This window comes from Pseudomonas sp. Marseille-Q0931 (genome assembly GCF_940789645.1).
Classification (GTDB): domain Bacteria; phylum Pseudomonadota; class Gammaproteobacteria; order Pseudomonadales; family Pseudomonadaceae; genus Aquipseudomonas.
On record NZ_CALNWT010000016.1, the window covers coordinates 68,868 to 89,959 of the forward strand.

Genomic DNA, 21,092 nt, shown 5'->3' on the forward strand with positions numbered 1-21,092 from the left:
CTTATGACCACCAATGCTGATGCACTGCCAGCACAGCCCTCGCTACCGGCCACGCGCCAGTGGCTTTCATGGTTGCTGGTAGTAGCGCTTATCTACCTGCTGCTGGCCGGTGTCGGGGCCATTGGCGACGGCTTCAAGGCCGCCACTGGCAACAACGCCCGCGAATTGTTCGCCTTCGCCACCAACCCGCTGGTCGGCCTGATGATCGGCCTGGTGGCCACCGCGCTGATCCAGAGTTCGAGCACGGTGACCTCGATTATCGTCGGCATGGTCGCCGGCGGCCTGCCGATCCCCATCGCCATCCCGCTGATCATGGGCGCCAATATCGGCACCTCGCTGACCAGCACCATCGTCAGCCTCGGCCACATCCGCAGTGGCGAAGAGTTTCGTCGCGCTTTCTCCGCTGCCACCGTGCACGACGCCTTCAACATCACCGCGGTGACCATCCTGCTACCGCTGGAGCTGCTCTTTCAGCCGCTGCAGCGCATGTCCGAATCGCTCGCCGGCCTGCTGGTAAGCGACGCCAGCGTTGACATGAAGAGCGTCAATTTCATGAAGACCCTGCTCTCGCCCGCCTCGGATGTGCTGGGCGCCAGCGTCAGCTGGTTGCCCGGCGCGATGTGGAGCGGCGTCGCGCTGATCCTGATCGGCGTGGCGATGATCCTGTTCGTGGTCACGGCCATCGGCAAGGTGCTGCGCAAGGTGATGGTCGGCCGCGCCAAGGACATCATGCACGCCAGCGTCGGTCGCGGCCCGCTCTCCGGGATCGCCTCGGGCACCGTGATCACCGTGCTGGTGCAGTCGTCCTCGACCACCACGGCGTTGATCGTGCCGCTGGCCGGCAGCGGCGTGTTCAGCCTCAAGCAAGTCTACCCCTTCACCCTCGGAACCAACATCGGCACGTGCGTAACCGCTCTGCTGGCGGCCACCGCGATCACCGGTCCGACGGCGGAAGTCGCCATGCAGATCGCCCTGGTGCACCTGCTGTTCAACCTGATGGGCATTTTGATCATCTACGCCCTGCCCTTCCTGCGCGGCGTGCCGCCGATGATCGCCGAGGGCCTGGCCACGCTGGCGCAGCGCAGCAAACTCTACGTGGTCGCCTACATCGCCGGCCTGTTTTTCGCCCTACCCCTCCTGCTGATCGGTATCACCCAGCTCTGAGCCCTGCCAAGGAGTCGTCATGAAACATCAACGCAATCGCCAGGAAACTCAACAGCGTATCCATGAACTGCGTGAGACCCTCAACGACCTCGAAGCGCAATTGGCCGGGATGGAAGTGGAGGAAAAGGCTCAGCACGAGCAGATCGAGCAACTCGACGACTACATCGATGCCGTCGACACCAAACTCAGCAGCCTGCAGCTGTTCTGGATCTCGCTGAAACAGGAATGGCGCAAGCCCAAGGGGTGATTCCGTGACGATCCAACTTTCCCTCGGCAAGGGCCTGGCTACCGGCGTCGCTTTTGCCTCCCTGCTGGCCGCCTGTGGGCAGGCGCTCTCGGCGAGTTCAGACGCAACCGAGCTGCGCGTCGACGGCTCCAGCACGGTCTTTCCACTAACCCGCGAGGCCGTTCGGCGCTTCGAGCGCAGCGCGCAGGCCGCTCAGATCGAAGTGAAGTTCTCCGGCACGGCGGCAGGCTTTCGCCGCTTCTGCGCGGGCGAGACCGATATCAGCAACGCCTCGCGGGAAATCAACGCCGAGGAACAGGCCCAGTGCAAGGCCAACGGCGTCGACTTTCGTGTCGTGCCGTTGGCGATGGATTCGATCGCCGTGGTGGTCAACCCTGCCAACACCTGGGTCGGTGACCTCAGCGTCGATGAGCTGAAAAAGCTCTGGTCGCCGTCGGCCGAGAACAAGCTCAACAGCTGGCGCGACCTTCGCCCGGAGTGGCCGGATAGGCCGATCGTGCTGTTCGGCCGCGGCCAGGATTCCGGTACCTACGATGTTTTTACACAGGCCATCGTCGGCACCACCCACAGCAGTCGCCAGGACTATAAGGCCAGCGAGGACGAAGAGTTTCTCGCCAACGCCATCGCCGCCGAGCCGAACGCCCTCGGTTTCTTCGGCATCGGCGCCTACCACCGGCACTGGGACACGTTGAAACTGGTCGCGGTGGATGCCGGCAACGGCGCGGTCTTCCCGACCCTGGAGACGGTCGCGCAGAACCAGTACCAGCCGCTGACACGCCCGCTATTCCTCTATGTCAGCCAACGCAGCCTGGCGGATAAACCGCTGCTGGGGCGCTTTCTGGCCCACTTCCTCGAAGGCCTGCCTGGCTGGATTCATTTCACCGGCTATATGCCGCTGGCGCGCGACAGTTATCGCCACAGCATGGAAGCCCTGAGCAAGGCACCCTGACTCTCCTCCACCGGGGGCTGCCAACGCAGCGCCCCGGTAATCTCATGCTGCGCGCCAGGCGCGCAGCATCGCAGCCTCAGTAGAGCGATGGCACCAGCATGCTGTCCGGCACCGGCATCCGCAGATAGTCCGGGTTGTAAACTCGCGTCGGCAGCTCCACCTGGGTGCGCGGCACCGTCTGGTAGGGGATCTGGCTGAGCAGGTGGGCGATGCAGTTGAGGCGCGCACGCTTCTTGTCGTCCGCTTCCACGACCCACCAAGGCGCCTCTTCGATATGGGTGCGCTCAAGCATCACTTCCTTGGCCTGGGTGTAGGCCTCCCAGCGCCGCCGCGACTCAAGGTCCATCGGGCTCAGCTTCCACTGCTTGAGCGGGTCGTGAATACGCGCCAGGAAACGGCGGTTCTGCTCATTGTCGGTGATGGAGAACCAGTACTTGATCAGCAGAATGCCCGAGCGCACCAGCATGCGCTCGAACTCCGGCACCGAGCGGAAGAACTCCTCGTACTCGGCATCGGTGCAAAAGCCCATGACCTTCTCCACGCCGGCGCGGTTGTACCAGCTGCGGTCGAACAGCACCATTTCGCCGGCGGCCGGCAGGTGCGACACGTAACGCTGGAAGTACCACTGGGTGCGCTCACGATCATTTGGTGCCGGCAGTGCCGCGACCCGGCAGACACGGGGGTTGAGACGCTGGGTGACACGCTTGATGACCCCGCCCTTGCCGGCGGCGTCGCGCCCCTCGAACAGCACCACGACCTTGAGCTGGTTGTGCACCACCCAGTCCTGCAGCTTGACCAGTTCGCCCTGCAGGCGCAGCAGCTCGGAAAAATACTCGCGACGCGACAGATCGCTGGTCATCGGCCCGCCGTGATCGGCCCGGGCGACGAGGTCATCCATGCACGCATCGTCCAGCTCCATCTCCAGCTCTTCGTCGAGGCTGTCCTGAAATTCGGCCTGTAGAAGTTGCTCGTAGGCCTGTAACGAGCTGTGCATCTGGTCGGTCATGACGGCTCCTGCTGAGTGATTGCCTCTGGTCGTGCAAGGCTAGCGGGCGGCAATGACAGCGAAATGACCGGCGAGCCTGTACTCCTTCGACCGCAGTACCGTAAGCCCTTTGGGAAGAAAGTTAGGACGGGCCGCATTCGGAGAGGGGAAGCTGTCAGATTGACGGGGTTATCAGCCCTCTCCCCCAACCCCTCTCCCATAAATGGGAGAGGGGAGCCAAGCGCGTGAGCCTTGAGTGGACAGTACCGTAGCCTGGATAAAATCCGGGGCCGATCCCGGCCTTACTCCCGGCTTGCATCCGGGCTACAAGCGTCACGACCACGCGGCTCCGCTGCACGCACTGGAGGTCCAGATGCAAAAGCCCCGGCACGGGGCCGGGGCTTTCGGTACAGCCAAACGCGCTTAGAACTGCGCGGCATCCAGCAGGTACAACGACCCGCTACCGGCCTTGACCGACGCGCTCAGCGAGTGAATACGCGGCAGCAGGCGGGCGAAGTAGAAGCGCGCGGTGCCCAGCTTGCTGGCATAGAACTCGTCCTGCGTTTCCTTGCCCAGCGCGGCGCGTGCCATCAGGGCCCACATATAGGCATAGGCGGTGTAGCCGAAGGCCTGCAGGTACTCGACCGAAGCGGCGCCGATCTCGTTGGGGTTGCTCTGCGATCGATCCAGTACCCAGGCAGTCAACTCGTCGAGATTCTGCACGGCGGCGGCCAGCGGCTTGGTGAACTCATCGAGATTGGCATCGGCCGAGGCGACGAAGCCCTTGATCTCGTCGGCGAAGTGCTTGTAGTAGCTACCGCCGCTGCCGACGATCTTGCGCCCGACCAGATCCAGCGACTGGATGCCGTTGGTGCCTTCGTAGATCTGGGTGATGCGGCAGTCTCGCACCAACTGCTCCTGACCCCACTCGCGAATGAAGCCGTGGCCGCCGAAGATCTGCTGGCCATGCACGGTGGTTTCCAGCGCCATGTCGGTGAGGAAGGCCTTGGCCACCGGCGTCAGCAGGGCGACAAGCTCGTCAGCGCGCTTGGCAGTGTCCTTGTCCTCGCTGTACTTGGCGGTGTCGAGCTGCATGGCGACGTAGCTGGAGAAGGCGCGACCGCCCTCGTTCAGCGCCTTCATGGTCAGCAGCATACGGCGCACGTCCGGGTGCACGATGATCGGGTCGGCGGCCTTGTCCTTAGCGACCGGGCCGGTCGGTGCGCGGCTCTGGATACGCTCGCGGGCGTACTCAATGGCGCTCTGGTAGCTGCGCTCGCCCAGCGACAGGCCCTGGATGCCGACGCCCAGGCGCTCGTAGTTCATCATGGTGAACATGGCGTTGAGGCCCTTGTTCACTTCACCGACCAGATAGCCGGTGGCGCCGTCGAAGTTCATCACGCAGGTGGCCGAGGCCTTGATACCCATCTTGTGCTCGATCGAGCCGCAGCCCAGGGCGTTCTTCTCGCCCAGCGAGCCGTCGGCATTGACCATGACTTTCGGCACGATGAACAGCGAGATGCCCTTCGGCCCGGCCGGTGCGTCCGGCAGCTTGGCCAGCACCAGGTGAATGATGTTCTCGGTCAGGTCGTGCTCGCCGCCGGTGATGAAGATCTTGGTGCCGCTGATCTTGTAGCTGCCGTCGGCCTGTGGCTCGGCCTTGGTGCGGATGATGCCAAGGTCGGTGCCGGCGTGCGGCTCGGTCAGGCACATGGAGCCGGCCCAGACGCCGGCATACATGTTCGGCAGGTACTGCGCCTTCAGTTCTTCGCTGGCGTGGTTGAGGATCGACAGGCAGGCGCCGGAGGTCAGCATCGGGTACAGACCGAAGGACAGGCTGGCCGAGTTGACCATCTCCTCGACCTGGGCACCGATCACCTTGGGCATACCCATGCCGCCGAACTCCGGCGAACCGCCAACGCCGACCCAGCCGCCCTCGGCGTAGGTGCGATAAGCCTCGGGGAAGCCGGCCGGGGTTTTCACCGCGCCGTTATCCCAGGAGCAGCCTTCTTCGTCGCCGCTGCGGTTCAGCGGGGCGATGCTGCCAGCGGTGACCTTGCCGGCTTCTTCGAGAATGGCGTTGGCGGTGTCTTCGTCCACCAGTTCGGCCAGGGCTGGCAGCTCGGCCCAGAGCTTGGAGACTTCGAATACTTCATTGAGCACGAAGCGCATGTCGCGCAGGGGGGCTTTGTAATCGGCCATGACACATCCTCAAAAACGGACTTACGTGAGAGGGCCGAGTTTACTTGAACAACTTTACGGACACATAGGGTCGTGTTGTGACCATTGATTCACGAAAAGTCAGCAACTAGCTGATTGGAAAGCCGCCCTGCCGGACGCCCGAAAATGGCCGTAACCGCTGGTCTGCCGAGGCCTACTCGCGCCCCGGTGCGAGCTTCACGGCGCCGCGCCGCTGCCCGGCGCTACGGATGCAATTGCGCCCGGCCGCCTTGGCGCTGTACAGGGCCTTGTCCGCTTCCTTGATCACTTCCTGCGGGTTGCGCTGCTCGCTCTGACGCTCGGCCACGCCCATGCTCACGGTCACCGATACCTCGCCAGCGGCCTTGCCGGCGCGGCGCTGCTTGCCCTCGCGGTCATCGCGCGGCCGGCTTTGCTTGTCGCGCAACTGCATGCGGTACTGCTCGATGGCCAGACGCACCGCCTCCATGTGCGGCAGACATTGCTCCACGCTCTTGCCGGGAAACAGCAGGGTGAATTCCTCGCCACCGTAGCGATAGGCCTTGCCGCCACCACCGACCTTGCGCAACTGGCTGGCGACCAGGCGCAACACCTGGTCGCCGACGTCGTGGCCGTGGGTGTCGTTGAATTTCTTGAAGTGGTCGACGTCGACCATGGCGATCACATAATCGCGTCCCAGGCGCTGCAGGCGCTCATTGAGCGCACGCCGTCCCGGCAGCCCGGTCAGCTCGTCACGGAAGGCCATCTGGTAGGCCTCGTGGGCAACGGCAGCCACCAGCATGAGCATCACCAGGCTGATCATCACCTGCAGCGCGTTGGCCAGGATGAATACCTGCGGCAGCATCCACAGCAGGCCGAACAGCCCCACCAGTTGTGCCGCATGCAGCGGACGTGGGCGGCGCAGGTACTGCGTCAGCAATGCGATGAAGGCCAGCAGGAAGGCCAGGTAGGACAGCTGGGCCAGATTCATCCAGGCGCCATGCAGCGAAGGCCAGTGAATCTGCGCCAGCCAGTCGGCGATGCCCTGCGGATAACGGCGCGCCAGCCCAACGGCCACCGCGCTGACTGCCAGCAACACGAGGGCGCGGGCGAACAAGTCCTGGGCCAAGTGCGAACGCTCCTCCCAACAGCCGTAGAGGGCGTAAAGAAGGGGCAACAGAAGGCAGATCAGATGAAAGACCAAGGCCGCATCGTCACGCACCTGGCCATTGTCGCGAAAGTGATCGATCTGGGTATCGAGCAGGAAATAACCGACATACAGCGCCAGCAGCAGGAACACCTCGCGCTGACGGCCATAGACCAGGCAGAAGGCGCCACCGAGCAGCAAAAGCAAGGTCGGCAGCACGTTGAACAGCGAGATGAAGAACTCGCTCAACACCGGCAAGCGTGCAGCCACCAACGCACCGACCAGCAAGGGCAGCGAGGAGAAGAAGTGACTGAGGCGCAGATTGGCCAAGCGGATCACACTGACATCCTTGGCGAAAGATGAAGGCATTTTGCCTGCTTCAATCACTGAAAACAGCGACAGGATGCGACATTCCCTTTAATACGGCGCAAAAACACAAACGCCGCCCCTGAGGGCGGCGTTCGTGTTCAACCGAAGAAGATGGCTATAGAGCCTGTTTACGATCTCGCGAGCTAGAGCCATGCAAGGCAAAAACAGGCGAGGACGCGGAGTTTACGAGCTGTAAATGAGCAGTCCGAGCCTGTTTTTAACGCAGCAGGGCCGACGCGCAGCAGATCATAAACAGGGTCTTAGAAGCCCAGAGCGAAATGCTCTTCGTCCATCTCCATCAGATTGTTGGCGCCGGACAGCATGGCTTCGACGTGCGCGCGGGTACGCGGCAGGATACGTGCGAAGTAGAAGCGCGCGGTCTGCAGCTTGGCCTTGTAGAAAGCCTCGTCGCCGGTGCCGGCAGCCAGCTTCTCGGCAGCCAGGCGTGCCATGTCGGCCCAGAAGTAGGCCAGGCAGGCGTAGCCGGAGTACATCAGGTAGTCCACCGAAGCGGCACCGACTTCCTCGCGATCTTTCATCGCCGCCATGCCGATCTTCATGGTGACGTCGCCCCACTCCTTGTTCAGCTTGGCCAGCGGCTCGACGAATTCCTTGACGGAATCGTTGCCTTCGTTGGCCTGGCAGAACTTGTGCACGATCTTGGTGAAGTTCTTCAGGGCACCGCCCTGAGTCATCAGCACCTTGCGGCCCAGCAGGTCCAGCGCCTGAACGCCGGTGGTGCCTTCGTACATCATGGAGATGCGGCAGTCGCGCAGGTTCTGCTCCATGCCCCACTCGCTGATGAAGCCGTGGCCACCGTAGATCTGCATGCCATGGGAAGCGGCTTCGAAGCCCACTTCGGTCATGAAGGCCTTGGCGATCGGAGTCAGGAAAGCCAGCAGCTCGTCGGCGGCTTTCTTCTCTTCTTCGTCCTGGCTGTGCTGAACGATATCCACTTGCTTGGCGGTGAAGTAGACCATGGCGCGGTTGCCTTCGGCGAACGCCTTCATGGTCAGCAGCATGCGGCGAACGTCCGGGTGCACGATGATCGGGTCAGCGGCTTTTTCCGGCGCTTTCGGGCCAGTCAGCGAACGCATCTGCAGACGCTCGCGAGCGTACCTGATACCACCCTGGAAACCGACTTCGGCGTGGGCCAGGCCTTGCAGCGCGGTACCCAGACGAGCGGTGTTCATGAAGGTGAACATGCAGTTCAGGCCCTTGTTGGCCGGGCCGATCAGGAAACCGGTAGCGCCGTCGAAGTTCATCACGCAGGTGGCGTTACCGTGGATGCCCATCTTGTGCTCGATGGAGCCACAGGAAACGGCGTTACGCTCGCCTACGCCGCCTTCGGCATTGGGCAGAAACTTCGGCACGATGAACAGCGAGATACCCTTGGTACCGGCCGGGGCATCGGGCAGGCGGGCCAGCACGATATGGACGATGTTGTCGGCCATGTCGTGCTCACCAGCGGAAATGAAGATCTTGGTGCCGGTGACCTTGTAGCTGCCGTCGGCCTGCGGTTCGGCCTTGGTGCGCAGCATGCCCAGGTCGGTGCCGCAATGCGGCTCGGTCAGGCACATGGTGCCGGTCCACTCGCCGGAAACCAGCTTGGTCAGGTAGGTGTGTTTCTGCTCGTCGGTGCCGTGAGCGCCGATGGTGTTCATCGCGCCGTGGGAGAGGCCGGGGTACATGCCCCAGGACCAGTTGGCCGAACCGACCATTTCGCTGACGGCCAGGCCGAGGGATTCCGGCAGGCCCTGGCCGCCGTGCTCGACGTCATGGGCCAGGCTCGGCCAGCCGCCTTCGACGAACTGCTGATAAGCCTCTTTGAAGCCGGTCGGAGTCTTCACGCCGGATTCGCTCCAGGTGCAGCCCTCGGTATCACCCACACGGTTCAGCGGTGCCAGAACCTGCTCGCAGAACTTGGCGCCTTCTTCGAGGATGGCGTCGACCATGTCCGGAGTGGCGTCCTGGCAACCTGGCAGGCTCTGGTAGTGAGCTTCATAGCCCAGCAGCTCGTCACGAACGAAACGAATGTCACGCAAGGGGGCCTTGTAGTCAGGCATAACGGTAAACCTCTGCGGTGGATTCCTAGTAGTTGGGGTGACCGTCTTGGCGGTCGCTCTCGGGATCAGTCCCGGCTGCCTGGCCACTGAGGCTGCGGCCAACGCAATCAAACAGGCGTTTGAAACATACGTTTACGCCAACCCCTTGTCAAGCGCTGCCAATCGGCCGCTATGCGACCAGATCGATGCGTGGCTCCGGCGCGGGCAATTCACCCAGACGCCGATAGAGATCAAGATTAGGCGCTGGCGGCAGAGCCTGCTGCAAAGGCTCGGCTGTCGACTCATCAGCCTGCCTGGCTTCGGCACGCGCCTTGCGCTGCTCGACGGCGTCGCTGGCCTCTTCGCTCCGCAGTTCGGCCAGTTCGACGCGCGCCTGCGCCGCCTGTGCCTGGGCCAGCGCGGCGACGCGCAGGTCCTGCGGAGAAGGCTCGATGGGAGCGAGCGCCGCGCGCAGAACGACCTCCATCTTGCGCAGCGTCGCTTCGGGATCGTTGGGAACGGGGGCGGTGTCGATGCTGACTTCACCGGATACGGCATAGCGCTGTCCGTCAGGGCCGCGCTTGAAGCTGTAGGTGGGCGATCCGGCGTACTGTCCGCCAACGGCTGCATGCGCCTGCTCGTGAGTGCGAACCTCACGGTCGCGCTGCACCAGCTCGGTGACTTCCAGCTGCTGCTGACGTTGTTCCTCGGGGCTTAATTCGGGCTTGCCGGCAGGCGATGCAGCGGGCTCGCGATCAGCCTCTTCCCGTTCCGAGGCAGCGGAGTCGGCCTGCTGCTCCTGTGGCGCAGCCACCGGCGCCTGATCGGCACGAGCGATATCAGGTGATACATCGGAAGTAAGCGGCCTGGCCGAACTGACGGAGGGCGCTGGGGTAAAAGCTGGCAGGCTGTTGCCGATCTGCATGAGCGCCCTCCTACCCCGCTACCGGCCGCATCCGCAGCCGGGGTGAAACTAACTATGCGCGGGTGTCGATCAAGGTACCCAGCACCTCGTCGGCGGTGTCGACGACGCGTGCGTTGGCACGCACTTCGTTTTCACCGACGCGCAACGCCACGAGACTTTCGGTCAGGTCGGGACGGCTTCGCTCGGAGGCCTGCGTACTGGGGTTGACCTGATTCTGCGGCGGCGTCTGTGTAGCCTGCTGCGGCGGGTTGACGGTGTTGCTGGCGATATCACCGGCAGCCTGCTCGACGCGGCGTTGCCCGGCCTGGATACCGTTCAAACCCGAGTTGAATGCGTTGGCGGAGATTTGCATCGGCAGCCCCCTGAGGATGTAGAACCTAATGGCCAGTATTGAAGCAGAAATCGGCTAAAAAACGTACAGACAAAAAGCTATGATCGCGTTGCTGTTTATTACCAGCCAGGAAGCCGCTGCAGATCGAGGTACGCCGAGACCGCATCGGCACTGGCGTCCTCCAGCCGCGGCACATGACCCAGGCATGGGACAGACAAGCGCCCGGCGAGGGTCGCCAGGTTGTCCTCCAGTCGCGCTGTTTGCGGCTCGACGATATTGGCCACCCAGCCCGCCAGTTGCAGACCATCGCGGGCAATGGCTTCGGCGCTCAGCACGGCGTGGTTGATACAGCCCAGACGCACGCCGACTACCAGGATCACCGGCAACCCCAGCGCGATGGCCAGATCCGAGAGCGTCTGCTCGCCAGCCAGCGGCACGCGCCAGCCCCCCGCCCCCTCGACCAGGGAAAAATCGGCGCCCTTGTCCAGAATGTCGCGTACGGGCTGATAGAGGCTGGCGACATCCAGTTCGACGCCAACTTCGCGTGCCGCCAGGTGCGGTGCGATGGCCGGTTCGAAGGCCAGCGGGTTGACCTCTTCATAGCGCAGCGGCAGCGAGCACTGCGCCAGCAACGCCAGCGCGTCGTCATTGCGCAGCCCTTGCGCCGTCCTCACGCAACCGGAAGCCACCGGCTTGGCCGCAGCCGTGCTCAGACCCTGAAGACGCGCCGCATGCAGCAGGCCGGCAGCGATGGTGGTCTTGCCGACCTCCGTATCGGTGCCGGTGATGAAATAAGCCTGGGCCATCTGATCCCCCGTAGCAGCGAGCCCTGCTCGCGAAGCTTGTCTGTTACCTGGTTGTCACGCGAGGTTCGCGTCTATGAAGGCTTCCGCAGCACGCCGTATACGACCTGATAGGTCGTCGGCAGCCCATGCGGCTGGCGAAAGCGCTCGTATGCCTCGATCAGCGCGCGTATGCGCGAACGCCCGGTCAAGCCACCCGGCCGCCCCGGATTGAGATTGTGCGCGCCGAGCTCCCTGAGCGAGCCGGTCAGGCTGCGCAGATCGGGGAAATGCAGCACCTCGGCCTGTCGTTGCAGGGTCAGCGACCGCAAACCACTGGCGGCGCACATCTGCTGGTAATCCTCGAAGCGCCGAAAGCGATTGACGTGGACGAAGCCATCGACCGCCAGCCAACTGTCGCGCAACTCCTGGAGGGTACCCACGCACAGGCTGGAAAAACCCAGCACACCGCCCGGACGCAACACGCGCTGCGCCTCGCTTAGCACCCGCGGGAAATCGCCGCACCATTGCAGTGCCAGACTGGAGAACAGCAGATCGACACTGGCGTCCTGCAGCGGCAGCGCCTCGGCATCGCCGGCAACGAAATAGGCAGCGCCGCCCTGTGGCCTGGCATGACGCAACATGCCTTCGGCAATATCCAGGGCCAGGCCTTCGCCCTGCGCATAACGCTCGGCCAGGGCGCGAGTGAAGTGGCCCGTGCCGCAGCCCAGGTCCAGCCAGCGACGCGGTTGCAACGCTGCCGGTAGTTGCGCCAGCAGCTGCGTGCCGACCGTACGCTGCAACTCGGCCACCGAGTCGTAGCTTTCTGCCGCCCGGGAAAAGGATGCAGCCACCTGACGCTTGTCCGGTAGAGCGCAAGTGCCGCTGTGCGCGCCGGGTGACTCGCGCAGTGGGCGCACGCAATGTTCAGACATCACAGGCCTCGCGGATGAAATCAAGCATCAAGGTCGCCAGCGCATCCGCCTGTTCGAGCACGAAGGCATGGCCGCACTCTTCCAGCACATCCACCTCGCCGCCAGGCAAAAGCGCCAGCAGGTCATCGGCAACGGCGGCCGGCACCAACGCGTCCTGCTCGGCCAGCAGATGCAGTTGCGGGCCAGCGAACCCGGCCAGCGCCGCGCGGTTGTCCAGACTGGCCAGCAGGCGCAGCCCGGCCAGCAGAGCGGACTGGTCGCTAGTCGCCAGATGGCCTTGCAGCTGGCGTGAAAGCCGTCGCGTGTCGGCGCCCCCCTGCGCGCAAAGCATGGCGAAACGCTTGAGGGCAGCGCCGGCGTCATCCTGACAACCCTGATAGAAGGCGGCGTAGGTTGGCGCCGGCATCGCCGCGTGCCAGGTGTCGCCGGCGACGAAACAGGCATTGCTGGCCAGGGTGATAAGGCCGCGGCAGCGCTCGCCGCGCCGTGCCGCCAGGGCCGTGGCGAGCATGCCGCCGAGCGACCAGCCGACCAGCCAGCAATCTTGTGGCAGGCGCGTGTCCAACTCGTCGAGCCAGTCGGCGGTGGCTGCACTGGCTAACCGCGGCAGGGCCGACAGCTGCACGTTCAGGTCATATCCCAGCGCGTCCACCAATGGTTGCAGCACGGTGCCATCCAGGCCCCAGCCCGGCAACAGAATCAGTGTCTCACGCATCGCTTTGCACCTGCGGCCAGCATTCGGCTAGCGCTTCAAGCAACAGATCGAGCTGCGCCTCGCTGTGCGCGGCGGACAGGGTCACGCGCAAGCGCGCGCTGCCCGCCGGTACGGTCGGCGGGCGGATGGCGCCGACCAGCAGGCCGCGTTTTCTGAGCAGGGCGGAGAGTTTCAGCGCGCGGGCGCTGTCGCCGACCAGGATCGGCTGAATCGGCGTCGGGCTGTCCATCAGGCTCAGGCCGATCTCGGCGGCGCCCTGACGAAAACGCCCGTTCAACCGCTGCAAATGCTCGCGGCGCCAGTGCTCACTGCGCAGCAGCTCCAGGCTTTTCAGCGTGGCACAGGCCACCGCCGGCGGCTGGCTGGTGGTGTAGATGTAGGGGCGGGCGAACTGGATCAGGGTCTCGATCAGCCCCTCGCTGCCGGCAACGAAGGCACCGGCGGTACCGAAGGCCTTGCCCAGGGTGCCGACCAGCACCTGCACATCATCCTGGCCCAGGCCGAAGTGCTCGACGATGCCGCCGCCGGTGGCGCCCAGCGGGCCGAAGCCATGGGCATCGTCGACCATTACCCAGGCGTCCCGGGCGCGCGCTTCGGCGCACAGTGCAGGCAGATCGGCCAGGTCGCCGTCCATGCTGAACACACCGTCAGTGACCACCAGGCAATTGCCGCTAGCCTTGTGCAGACGACTGGCCAGGCTTGCCGCATCGTTGTGCAGGTAGCGGGAGAATCGCGCGCCCGAGAGCAGGCCGGCGTCGAGCAGCGAGGCATGATTGAGGCGATCTTCCAGCACGCTATCGCCCTGCCCCACCAGTGCGGTGACCACAGCCAGGTTGGCCATGTAGCCGGTGGAGAACAGCAGCGCCCGGGGCCGGCCGGTGAACGCGGCCAGTGCCTCTTCCAGTTCGTGGTGCGGCGTGCTGTGGCCGATCACCAGATGCGAAGCGCCGCCGCCAACGCCCCACTTTTCCGCCCCCTGCTGCAGCGCGCGAATGATCTCGGGATGATTGGCCAGGCCAAGGTAATCGTTGGAGCAGAAGGCCAACAGTTGCTCACCGTCCACCTCGACCTGCGGCCCCTGCGGGCTCTGCAGCAACGGGCGCTGACGCAACAGGTCGGCGGCCTGGCGCTCGGCCAGGCGCTTAGCAAGATCGAAACTCATGCACGTTTCCCGTAGGAGCGAGCGTCGCGAGCGAAAAGCCAGGACAAGGTGTCATTCGCGAGCAGAGCTCGCTCCTACATAAAAGGAATCAGGCCGAAGCGGCGTTGTAGAACAGCCTGGAGTCGCGCTGCTCGACCAGCGCCTGCTCGATGGCGGCCTGATGCACCTCGTCGGCGTGCTCTTCACGCTCTTCCGGCTTGATACCGAGGCGTTTGAACAGAGCCATGTCCTTGTCCGCCTGCGGGTTGGCGGTGGTCAGCAGCTTCTCGCCGTAGAAGATCGAGTTGGCGCCAGCCATGAAGGCCAGGGCCTGCATCTGCTCGTTCATCGCCTCGCGCCCGGCGGACAGGCGCACGTGGGATTTCGGCATCATGATGCGCGCCACGGCCAGGGTGCGGATGAAGTCGAAGGGGTCGACATCCTTCTCCTCGGCCAATGGCGTGCCCTTGACCTTGACCAGCATGTTGATCGGCACACTCTCCGGATGCTCCGGCAGGTTGGCCAACTGGATCAGCAACCCGGCGCGATCATCCACCGACTCGCCCATGCCGAGGATGCCGCCGGAGCAGATCTTCATCCCCGCCTCGCGCACGTAGGCCAGGGTCTGCAGGCGCTCACCATAGGTGCGGGTGGTGATGATGTTGCCGTAGAACTCCGGCGAGGTGTCGAGGTTGTGGTTGTAGTAATCCAGCCCGGCTTCGGCCAATGCCTGAGTCTGCTCCTGGTCGAGGCGGCCGAGGGTCATGCAGGTTTCCAGACCGAGCTTCTTCACGCCTTTGACCATTTCCAGCACGTAGGGCATGTCCTTGGCCGACGGATGCTTCCAGGCCGCGCCCATGCAGAAACGGGTGGAGCCGATGGCCTTGGCCTCGGCGGCGGCCTCCAGCACCTTCTGCACTTCCATCAGCTTTTCCTTGTCCAGGCCGGTGTTGTAGTGGCCGGACTGCGGGCAGTACTTGCAGTCTTCCGGGCAGGCGCCGGTCTTGATCGACAGCAACGTCGAGACCTGCACGCGGTTGGGGTCGAAGTGCTGGCGGTGCACGCTCTGCGCTTGGAACAGCAGGTCGTTGAAAGGCTGCTCGAACAGGGCGCGAACCTCGGCGAGGCTCCAGTCGTGACGGGTGGAAGTTTCAGCGGTTGCGCTCATCAGAGAAGTCCTTCGACGCTTGGCGGCATCTGTTGTAGGGCCCACAGCGGGGCATTCAGGCTTTGGCCATCATAAGTAGCGATTGGATGCTGTCAACCACGATAAAGACACAGGCTTACATCTGATCATTTATCGATCAATAGAACTTATGTTATGGCACAAGGCCAAATACTTACCCCTACCACAGGATGTTCTGCATGCAGGTTGAAGGTTTTTTTGAAGGACTCGGCGAAGCGCTGGGTCGCGCCATCCGTTTCATCGTCGACATGCTGTCCGGCGTGCTGGGCGCCATGGCCGATGCCATCGACGATTTCCTCCATGGCCTGGCTAGGGCCATTGGCATGGACGTGTCGATCTTCAGCGTCATTCTGCTGATCATCGGTCTGCTGTTTCTCTTCAGCGGCGTGCGCTCGTTCCTGCGCGGCTCGATCATCGGCGGGGTGATCTGGCTGTTTCTGGGGTTGATCGTCATGGGCTGGCTGATCCGCTAGCACTGACTAAACTTTCGGCACCACCGCTCACGGACGAGCCGCCATGCCACCGCTCGATCTCACTTTTCTGCAACGCCTGCCCTGGCTGCAATCACGCCGCCATTGCCAGCTCTGCGACGAAGCCACCGATCACCTCACGCACAGCATCTGCACCGCCTGCGAAGCCGAGCTGCCCTGGCTCGGCGCGCACTGCCGGATCTGCGCGGTGCCGTTGCCAGCCCATGACATGATCTGCGGCTCCTGCCAGAAAAAGCCCCCGTATTTCAGTCGAGTAGAAGCGCCCTGGCGCTATGCCTTCCCGGTCGACAACCTGATCACCCGCTTCAAGCATCAGAAGCAATGGCCTCACGGCCGCCTGCTCGCTGAACTGCTGGCCGAGCATCTCGGCCACGCCTACGACGAAGGCCTGCCACGGCCGCAAGCCCTGCTGCCGGTGCCGCTGGCAGGCAGGCGACAACGGCAGCGCGGCTTCAACCAGGCGCAGATGCTCGCCGACTGGCTGGGCGCCAGCCTGGGTTTGCCGGTGCAACATAACTGGCTGCAGCGCCGTGTCGATACGCCCGCTCAGCAGGGTCTGGATGCCGCCACGCGCAAGCGCAACCTGCGCCAGGCATTCAGCCTCGGTCCTCATGCGCAGGTTGTTGGTGCTCATCTGGCGCTGGTCGACGACGTGCTCACCACCGGCGCCACCGCAGGCATGCTCGCCCAGCTGCTGCGCCGCGCCGGTGTTCTGCGCGTCGACGTCTATTGCCTGGCTCGCACGCCGCGGCCGGGCGATGGCTGACTTGACGCGCCCAGCACAGTCGCGCACCGTGCCGGCATCTCTCTGGCCACGCCGAACCATGTCTCAGCTCGATCCCCTCGCCCAATTGCTCAGCCGCCGACCGAAACGCCTGGCGCTGCTCGAACAGATCGCCGAACAAGGCTCCATCACCCGCGCCGCCAAGGCTGCGGGGCTGAGCTACAAGGCCGCCTGGGATGCCATCGATGAGCTGAACAACCTGTCCGAACAGCCTTTGGTCAGCCGCAGTGTCGGCGGCAAGGGCGGCGGCGGCGCGAGCCTGACGCCTGCCGGCGAACGTCTGCTGGCCCTGCAGCACCGCCTGCAGGCGCTGCAGGCGCAATTGCTGCAGGCAGCCGGTGATGATGCCGACCTGGAGCTGCTTGGCCGCCTGATGCTGCGCACCAGCGCACGTAATCAGTTGACCGGCCGCGTGCAGGCGATTCATGCGCACGGACATAACGACCTGATCGATATCGAGCTGCCCGGTGGCGGCTACCTGCAGGCGCTGATCACCCATGACAGCACGGAAAACCTGCAACTGAGCGAAGGCAGCAGCGTGGTCGCCCTGATCAAGGCCGGCTGGCTGGAGCTACAACCGCTGAAGCAGCCGGTAGATCCCGAGCGCAATGCGCTCGAAGGCCATATCGAGCGCATTCTGCCGGGCAGCGATGGCCCGAGCGAAGTGCGCGTGAGCTTGGCCAATGGCCAGACGCTGTGCGCCTCGGTCGGGCCGGAACAACTGGCCAGGCTGGGCGTCGTCGCCGGCGACCCGGTGCGCGCGCAATTCGCTGCCAGCCAGGTGTTGCTGGGTACGCAACTGTAGGGTGGGTGCGAGCCGCCAGAACCGTAGCCCGGATGAAATCCGGGAAATTTCGCAAAGGCTTGCCCCGGATTTCATCCGGGCTACAAGGAGGTAGAGCGAGTGCAACCGCCAGCGATGTTGGCGGCGGGTTGCACCCGCCCTACGGCAAGACCATCCGCCAGGTACACTGTGCATCCACCTTTGCGGAGCCGCACATGAGCCATCCCTTTTCCACCCTTACCCCGGATCTGGTGCTCGATGCCGTGGAGAGCCTTGGCTACCTCAGCGACGCCCGGGTATTGGCGCTCAACAGCTACGAGAACCGTGTCTATCAGGTGGGTATCGAGGGCGAGACGCCGCTGATCGCCAAGTTCTATCGCCCGGACCGCTGGAGCGATGCGGCGATTCGCGAGGAACATGGCTTCAGCTTCGAACTGGCCGAGCATGAGGTGCCGGTGGTAGCGCCATTGGCACGCGATGGCGAGACGCTGTTCGAGCACGGTGGTTTCCGTTTCGCCCTGTTCCCGCGGCGCGGCGGGCGCGCGCCGGAGCCGGGCAATCTCGACCAGCTGTATCGCCTCGGCCAATTGCTCGGGCGCATGCACGCGATCGGCGCAAGCCGCCCCTTCGTCCACCGTGAAACCCTGGCCGTGGACAACTTCGGCCACGCCGCCCTGGCCTCGCTGCTCGACGGTGGCTTCGTGCCGCGCAGCCTGCTGCCGGCTTACGAGTCGGTGGCGCGCGATCTGCTCGCCCGCCTCGACGAACTGTTCGCCCGCGTGCGCTATTCACCGATACGCCTGCATGGCGACTGTCACCCCGGCAACCTGCTGCACCGCGACGACGCCTTCCATATAGTCGACCTCGACGACTGCCGCATGGGCCCGGCCGTGCAGGACCTGTGGATGATGCTGGCCGGCGAGCGTCACGAACGCCTCGGCCAGCTTGCCGAGCTGGTCGATGGTTATCAGGAATTCCATGATTTCGCGGCGCGCGAGCTGCCGCTGATCGAAGGCCTGCGCGCCCTGCGCCTGATGCATCACAGCGCCTGGATCGCGCGGCGCTGGGACGACCCGGCCTTTCCTCTGGCCTTTCCCTGGTTCGCTGGCGAACAATATTGGGGCGACCAGATTCTCGCCCTGCGCGAGCAAATGGCGGCGCTGGATGAGGAGCCGCTGCGATTGTTCTGAAGCGCAGCCTGGATAAGGTCCGGCGCCGTATACCCCCGAATTTCATCCGGGCTACGCGACTGTTCTGAGGCGTAGCCCGGATGCAATCCGGGGTCGAAATTCGCCGATTGCACTCGGGCCGCGCGACCCTGAAACGAGGGCTGGAGCTTTCGCGGCTGAAGCCGCTCCTACCGGGCAGGTGGACATCTGTAGGAACGGCTGGGCGGCATTCCGCTTCAGCCGCGATGCTTTTTGTCCGATTCCAGGGTCTTGGATTGCATCTCACCAATGTCCGCGTGCCAAGCCCGCACACCGATACAGTTGCGCACGCCGCGTAAAGTTTGCCTTACGACTTTGCCGGCGCTTCGGTATACAGAAAAAGCTGAACGAACAGACAGCCCTGTGGCCAGAGCGCTAGAATTTCGCGGCAACCGTTAGCTGCCTAACCAAGGATTCTCGATGGCCACCGCCAACCCGCAACGCGGGTACATTCTGGGCCTTACCGCCTACATCATCTGGGGCTTGTTCCCGCTCTACTTCAAGGCCCTGCAAAGCGTACCGGCGATGGAGATCATCGTGCACCGCGTGCTGTGGTCGGCGCTGTTCGGCGGCTTGCTGCTGTTGGTGTGGAAACACCTGGGCTGGTGGCGCGAGCTGCGTGACAACCCCAAGCGCTTGGCGGTGCTGGCCGGCTGCGGCCTGCTGATCGCGACCAACTGGCTGGTGTACGTGTGGGCGGTGAACAACGAGCGCATGATCGAGGCCAGCCTGGGCTATTACATCAACCCGCTGATCAACGTGCTGCTCGGTCTGCTGATTCTCGGCGAGCGCCTGCGCCGTCTGCAGTGGTTGGCGGTCGGCCTGGCTGCGCTGGGCGTGCTGCAGCAGCTTTGGCAGGTCGGCAGCCTGCCCTGGGTGTCGCTGGTACTGGCGCTGACCTTCGGTTTCTACGGGCTGATTCGCAAGCAGGCGCCGGTGGCCGCCCTGCCCGGCCTGGTAGTGGAAACCTGGTTGCTGGTCCCCGTGGCGCTGGCCTGGCTGGTGCTGCATCCTGCTGCGATGAGCAGCCAGGCGAGCTTCTGGACCAGCAGCGAAGCACTCTGGCTGGCAGCCGCCGGGCCGATCACCCTGGTGCCGCTAGTGTGCTTCAACGCCGCAGCCCGGCACCTGCCCTACACCACGCTGGGCTTTTTGCAGTACCTGGCGCCGACGCTGGTGCTGCTGCAGGCCATCCTGCTGTTCGATGAACATTTCGCGCCTAGCACCCTGCTGGCCTTCGCCTGCATCTGGGCCGGCCTGTTTGTATACAGCCTGGATATCTGGCTCAACCTGCGCAAACGCTCTTCTGCGAGAACCTGACGCCGTAACCGGCTAGCGTCCACCGCTGGTGTCGGCGCCGCCCGGGCCGTGGTGCACATGCGCAGAAAACAACCAACTCTGCCCAAACCGCGCCAACTCTGGCGCGCCCCGTTTCGTCCCCGGCTTATCCACAGCTCCATCCCCGGCGTTTGTGCACAAGCCTTTGATCCTGCTGGATTTTTAGCCAGCCAACGAAAAGCCCCGGGACACTAGGCAGTGCGCCGGGGCTCCCCAGTTTATCCACAGGCTGATCCACGACTGCCGTGGATATCACTCCTCGGTGCGCAGATTCAGCTCCACCATCAAATCGTCGGCCAGGGTCTCCAGGCGCGCCTGCAATTGCTCCAGGGCCAGGGTCTCCGGAACGGCGAGCAGCGCCTCGGCGGTGAATAGCAGCTCGCCGCTCATCGGTGCTGGTGCCACCTCGGTGAGCAGGCTCTCAAGATTGACACCCTGCTCGGCCAACACGCGGGTGATGTCGCGCACAATACCGGGCCGGTCGTTGCCGACCAGCTCCAGGCGAATGGCGGCGAAACGCCCGCCTGGTTCGCTACCGCTAGCCGCCAACTGCACGCGAATACCCTGCGCACCTAGCGCTTCGAGTTCCTTGATCAAACCGCCGTGGGCCTCGGCCGGTACATCCACCCGGACGATCCCGGCGAACTGCCCAGCCATGCGCGCCATGCGGCTCTCCAGCCAGTTGCCGCCATGTTTCGCCACACAGCCGGCGAGGCGCTCGACCAAGCCTGGTTGGTCCTCGGCAATCACCGTCAGTACCAGATGATCCATGTACTACCTCACTCGTTCACAGGATGGGAAAAGTCAGCCGCGCAGCGACAGCCAGTAAGTGAAGAACTGCTCGTCACGCGCATAACCGAGCCGCTCATAAAGGCGCTGACCAGCCAGGTTGGTCTTCGCCGTCTCCAGCTGCAGACCGCAAGCACCAGTTGCCTCGGCATGGGCGCGAGCAGCATTCATCAACGCCTCGCCAACCCCGCAACGGCGCGCGCTTTCGTCGACATACAGATCGCTGAGCAACCAGGCCGGTTCCAGAGCCAATGAGGAAAGAAAGGGATAAAGCTGGACGAAACCCTGGGCAGCGCCCTGCCCGTCACGGGCGATGAACAACTGCGAATCACCGCGCTCGAGGCGCATACGAAGGAAGGTGGCGATATCCGAATCAGCCCGCGGCACCTGATAAAAGCGCAGATAACCAGCGAACAGACGGGTGAGGTCGACAAGATCGGCGGTGGTGGCAGCGGAAACCGTCATGGCAGGCTCCAGAAGGCGTGTGGGGCAGTATAGGTGACGAGGTGCGTAGGCCATATTGACGCCGTTGTCAGTAGCCAGACTAATTAATCGTGTACGTTTTTACATATTTTATGGAACAATAGCGCAGATTTTTG

General features: G+C 63.9%; 21 protein-coding genes. 8 read left to right on the top strand and 13 right to left on the bottom strand.

The window, feature by feature from the left end; translation table 11 throughout:
- The first annotated feature begins 3 nt into the window (after positions 1-3).
- From P3C50_RS21025 to P3C50_RS21035, 3 genes are all read left to right on the top strand, one after another.
- A complete protein-coding gene (locus tag P3C50_RS21025) occupies positions 4-1,164 on the top strand; it encodes a Na/Pi symporter (protein WP_275547463.1) in 1,161 nt (386 codons plus the stop codon).
- A gap of 19 nt (positions 1,165-1,183) precedes the next feature.
- A complete protein-coding gene (locus P3C50_RS21030) occupies positions 1,184-1,411 on the top strand; it encodes a hypothetical protein (protein WP_197856875.1) in 228 nt (75 codons plus the stop codon).
- A 61-nt stretch (positions 1,412-1,472) separates the two neighbouring features.
- Positions 1,473-2,360, top strand: a complete 888-nt coding sequence (locus P3C50_RS21035) for a PstS family phosphate ABC transporter substrate-binding protein (RefSeq protein WP_343252615.1) — start codon at positions 1,473-1,475, stop codon at positions 2,358-2,360.
- A gap of 76 nt (positions 2,361-2,436) precedes the next feature.
- Here the strand turns inward: P3C50_RS21035 and ppk2 are convergent, their stop codons facing one another.
- The 11 genes from ppk2 to bioB all read right to left on the bottom strand — a co-directional run bounded on the left by ppk2 (position 2,437) and on the right by bioB (position 15,081).
- A complete protein-coding gene (ppk2, locus tag P3C50_RS21040) occupies positions 2,437-3,366 on the bottom strand; it encodes a polyphosphate kinase 2 (protein WP_275547465.1) in 930 nt (309 codons plus the stop codon).
- Positions 3,367-3,768: 402 nt separating this feature from the next.
- Positions 3,769-5,547, bottom strand: coding sequence for an acyl-CoA dehydrogenase C-terminal domain-containing protein (locus tag P3C50_RS21045; RefSeq protein ID WP_275547466.1), 1,779 nt, complete (start codon positions 5,545-5,547; stop codon positions 3,769-3,771).
- 172 nt (positions 5,548-5,719) lie between these two features.
- Complete coding sequence (locus tag P3C50_RS21050; protein WP_275547517.1) at positions 5,720-7,009, bottom strand: sensor domain-containing diguanylate cyclase; 1,290 nt, start codon at positions 7,007-7,009, stop codon at positions 5,720-5,722.
- A 290-nt stretch (positions 7,010-7,299) separates the two neighbouring features.
- Complete coding sequence (locus P3C50_RS21055) at positions 7,300-9,105, bottom strand: phenylacyl-CoA dehydrogenase (protein WP_275547467.1); 1,806 nt, start codon at positions 9,103-9,105, stop codon at positions 7,300-7,302.
- 169 nt (positions 9,106-9,274) lie between these two features.
- Positions 9,275-10,009 carry a putative metalloprotease CJM1_0395 family protein gene (locus P3C50_RS21060; RefSeq protein WP_275547468.1) on the bottom strand — a complete coding sequence of 245 codons (735 nt, stop codon included), beginning with the start codon at positions 10,007-10,009 and terminating at the stop codon, positions 9,275-9,277.
- Positions 10,010-10,061: 52 nt separating this feature from the next.
- A complete protein-coding gene (locus tag P3C50_RS21065) occupies positions 10,062-10,361 on the bottom strand; it encodes a hypothetical protein (RefSeq protein WP_275547469.1) in 300 nt (99 codons plus the stop codon).
- Between the two features lie 98 nt (positions 10,362-10,459).
- On the bottom strand, positions 10,460-11,146 hold the full coding sequence (bioD, locus tag P3C50_RS21070; RefSeq protein ID WP_275547470.1) for a dethiobiotin synthase: 687 nt from the start codon (positions 11,144-11,146) through the stop codon (positions 10,460-10,462).
- Positions 11,147-11,217: 71 nt separating this feature from the next.
- Positions 11,218-12,057, bottom strand: a complete 840-nt coding sequence (bioC, locus tag P3C50_RS21075) for a malonyl-ACP O-methyltransferase BioC (RefSeq protein ID WP_275547471.1) — start codon at positions 12,055-12,057, stop codon at positions 11,218-11,220.
- Positions 12,050-12,772 (bottom strand): alpha/beta fold hydrolase, encoded by a 723-nt coding sequence (locus P3C50_RS21080; RefSeq protein ID WP_275547472.1) that lies wholly within the window; start codon positions 12,770-12,772, stop codon positions 12,050-12,052. The genes bioC and P3C50_RS21080 overlap by 8 nt, the downstream gene beginning before the upstream one ends.
- Complete coding sequence (gene bioF / locus P3C50_RS21085) at positions 12,765-13,934, bottom strand: 8-amino-7-oxononanoate synthase (protein WP_275547473.1); 1,170 nt, start codon at positions 13,932-13,934, stop codon at positions 12,765-12,767. Before bioF ends, P3C50_RS21080 begins: the two co-directional genes overlap by 8 nt.
- A gap of 88 nt (positions 13,935-14,022) precedes the next feature.
- Positions 14,023-15,081: a biotin synthase BioB gene (bioB, locus tag P3C50_RS21090; protein WP_275547474.1), complete on the bottom strand. Its 1,059-nt coding sequence runs from the start codon at positions 15,079-15,081 to the stop codon at positions 14,023-14,025.
- Positions 15,082-15,278: 197 nt separating this feature from the next.
- On the opposite strand from bioB, the gene P3C50_RS21095 reads away from it, so the two are divergent.
- The 5 genes from P3C50_RS21095 (at position 15,279) to rarD (ending at position 19,686) form a co-directional block, all read left to right on the top strand.
- On the top strand, positions 15,279-15,572 hold the full coding sequence (locus tag P3C50_RS21095; protein ID WP_275547476.1) for a hypothetical protein: 294 nt from the start codon (positions 15,279-15,281) through the stop codon (positions 15,570-15,572).
- A gap of 43 nt (positions 15,573-15,615) precedes the next feature.
- Complete coding sequence (locus P3C50_RS21100; protein WP_275547477.1) at positions 15,616-16,356, top strand: ComF family protein; 741 nt, start codon at positions 15,616-15,618, stop codon at positions 16,354-16,356.
- A 58-nt stretch (positions 16,357-16,414) separates the two neighbouring features.
- Complete coding sequence (locus P3C50_RS21105; RefSeq protein WP_275547478.1) at positions 16,415-17,179, top strand: TOBE domain-containing protein; 765 nt, start codon at positions 16,415-16,417, stop codon at positions 17,177-17,179.
- A gap of 194 nt (positions 17,180-17,373) precedes the next feature.
- Positions 17,374-18,348, top strand: coding sequence for a serine/threonine protein kinase (locus P3C50_RS21110; RefSeq protein ID WP_275547479.1), 975 nt, complete (start codon positions 17,374-17,376; stop codon positions 18,346-18,348).
- A gap of 438 nt (positions 18,349-18,786) precedes the next feature.
- Positions 18,787-19,686 carry an EamA family transporter RarD gene (gene rarD, locus P3C50_RS21115; protein WP_275547480.1) on the top strand — a complete coding sequence of 300 codons (900 nt, stop codon included), beginning with the start codon at positions 18,787-18,789 and terminating at the stop codon, positions 19,684-19,686.
- 270 nt (positions 19,687-19,956) lie between these two features.
- Here rarD and P3C50_RS21120 read toward each other — a convergent pair whose 3' ends face one another.
- Both P3C50_RS21120 and P3C50_RS21125 read right to left on the bottom strand, forming a co-directional pair.
- Positions 19,957-20,475 (bottom strand): glycine cleavage system protein R, encoded by a 519-nt coding sequence (locus P3C50_RS21120; RefSeq protein ID WP_275547481.1) that lies wholly within the window; start codon positions 20,473-20,475, stop codon positions 19,957-19,959.
- A gap of 33 nt (positions 20,476-20,508) precedes the next feature.
- Positions 20,509-20,958, bottom strand: coding sequence for a GNAT family N-acetyltransferase (locus P3C50_RS21125; RefSeq protein ID WP_275547482.1), 450 nt, complete (start codon positions 20,956-20,958; stop codon positions 20,509-20,511).
- Positions 20,959-21,092 lie beyond the last annotated feature (134 nt).

Excerpts from the sequence above, each read along its gene's own strand:
- bioB (WP_275547474.1), bottom strand. The coding sequence starts at position 15,081 with ATGAGCGCAACCGCTGAAACTTCCACCCGTCACGACTGGAGCCTCGCC.
- P3C50_RS21060 (WP_275547468.1), bottom strand. The coding sequence starts at position 10,009 with ATGCAGATCGGCAACAGCCTGCCAGCTTTTACCCCAGCGCCCTCCGTC.
- P3C50_RS21025 (WP_275547463.1), top strand. The coding sequence starts at position 4 with ATGACCACCAATGCTGATGCACTGCCAGCACAGCCCTCGCTACCGGCC.
- P3C50_RS21100 (WP_275547477.1), top strand. The coding sequence starts at position 15,616 with ATGCCACCGCTCGATCTCACTTTTCTGCAACGCCTGCCCTGGCTGCAA.
- P3C50_RS21125 (WP_275547482.1), bottom strand. The coding sequence starts at position 20,958 with ATGACGGTTTCCGCTGCCACCACCGCCGATCTTGTCGACCTCACCCGT.
- P3C50_RS21095 (WP_275547476.1), top strand. The coding sequence starts at position 15,279 with ATGCAGGTTGAAGGTTTTTTTGAAGGACTCGGCGAAGCGCTGGGTCGC.
- P3C50_RS21120 (WP_275547481.1), bottom strand. The coding sequence starts at position 20,475 with ATGGATCATCTGGTACTGACGGTGATTGCCGAGGACCAACCAGGCTTG.
- P3C50_RS21065 (WP_275547469.1), bottom strand. The coding sequence starts at position 10,361 with ATGCAAATCTCCGCCAACGCATTCAACTCGGGTTTGAACGGTATCCAG.
- ppk2 (WP_275547465.1), bottom strand. The coding sequence starts at position 3,366 with ATGACCGACCAGATGCACAGCTCGTTACAGGCCTACGAGCAACTTCTA.
- bioC (WP_275547471.1), bottom strand. The coding sequence starts at position 12,057 with ATGTCTGAACATTGCGTGCGCCCACTGCGCGAGTCACCCGGCGCGCAC.
- P3C50_RS21055 (WP_275547467.1), bottom strand. The coding sequence starts at position 9,105 with ATGCCTGACTACAAGGCCCCCTTGCGTGACATTCGTTTCGTTCGTGAC.
- P3C50_RS21080 (WP_275547472.1), bottom strand. The coding sequence starts at position 12,772 with ATGCGTGAGACACTGATTCTGTTGCCGGGCTGGGGCCTGGATGGCACC.
- P3C50_RS21030 (WP_197856875.1), top strand. The coding sequence starts at position 1,184 with ATGAAACATCAACGCAATCGCCAGGAAACTCAACAGCGTATCCATGAA.
- P3C50_RS21045 (WP_275547466.1), bottom strand. The coding sequence starts at position 5,547 with ATGGCCGATTACAAAGCCCCCCTGCGCGACATGCGCTTCGTGCTCAAT.
- bioF (WP_275547473.1), bottom strand. The coding sequence starts at position 13,934 with ATGAGTTTCGATCTTGCTAAGCGCCTGGCCGAGCGCCAGGCCGCCGAC.
- P3C50_RS21105 (WP_275547478.1), top strand. The coding sequence starts at position 16,415 with ATGTCTCAGCTCGATCCCCTCGCCCAATTGCTCAGCCGCCGACCGAAA.
- bioD (WP_275547470.1), bottom strand. The coding sequence starts at position 11,146 with ATGGCCCAGGCTTATTTCATCACCGGCACCGATACGGAGGTCGGCAAG.
- P3C50_RS21110 (WP_275547479.1), top strand. The coding sequence starts at position 17,374 with ATGAGCCATCCCTTTTCCACCCTTACCCCGGATCTGGTGCTCGATGCC.
- rarD (WP_275547480.1), top strand. The coding sequence starts at position 18,787 with ATGGCCACCGCCAACCCGCAACGCGGGTACATTCTGGGCCTTACCGCC.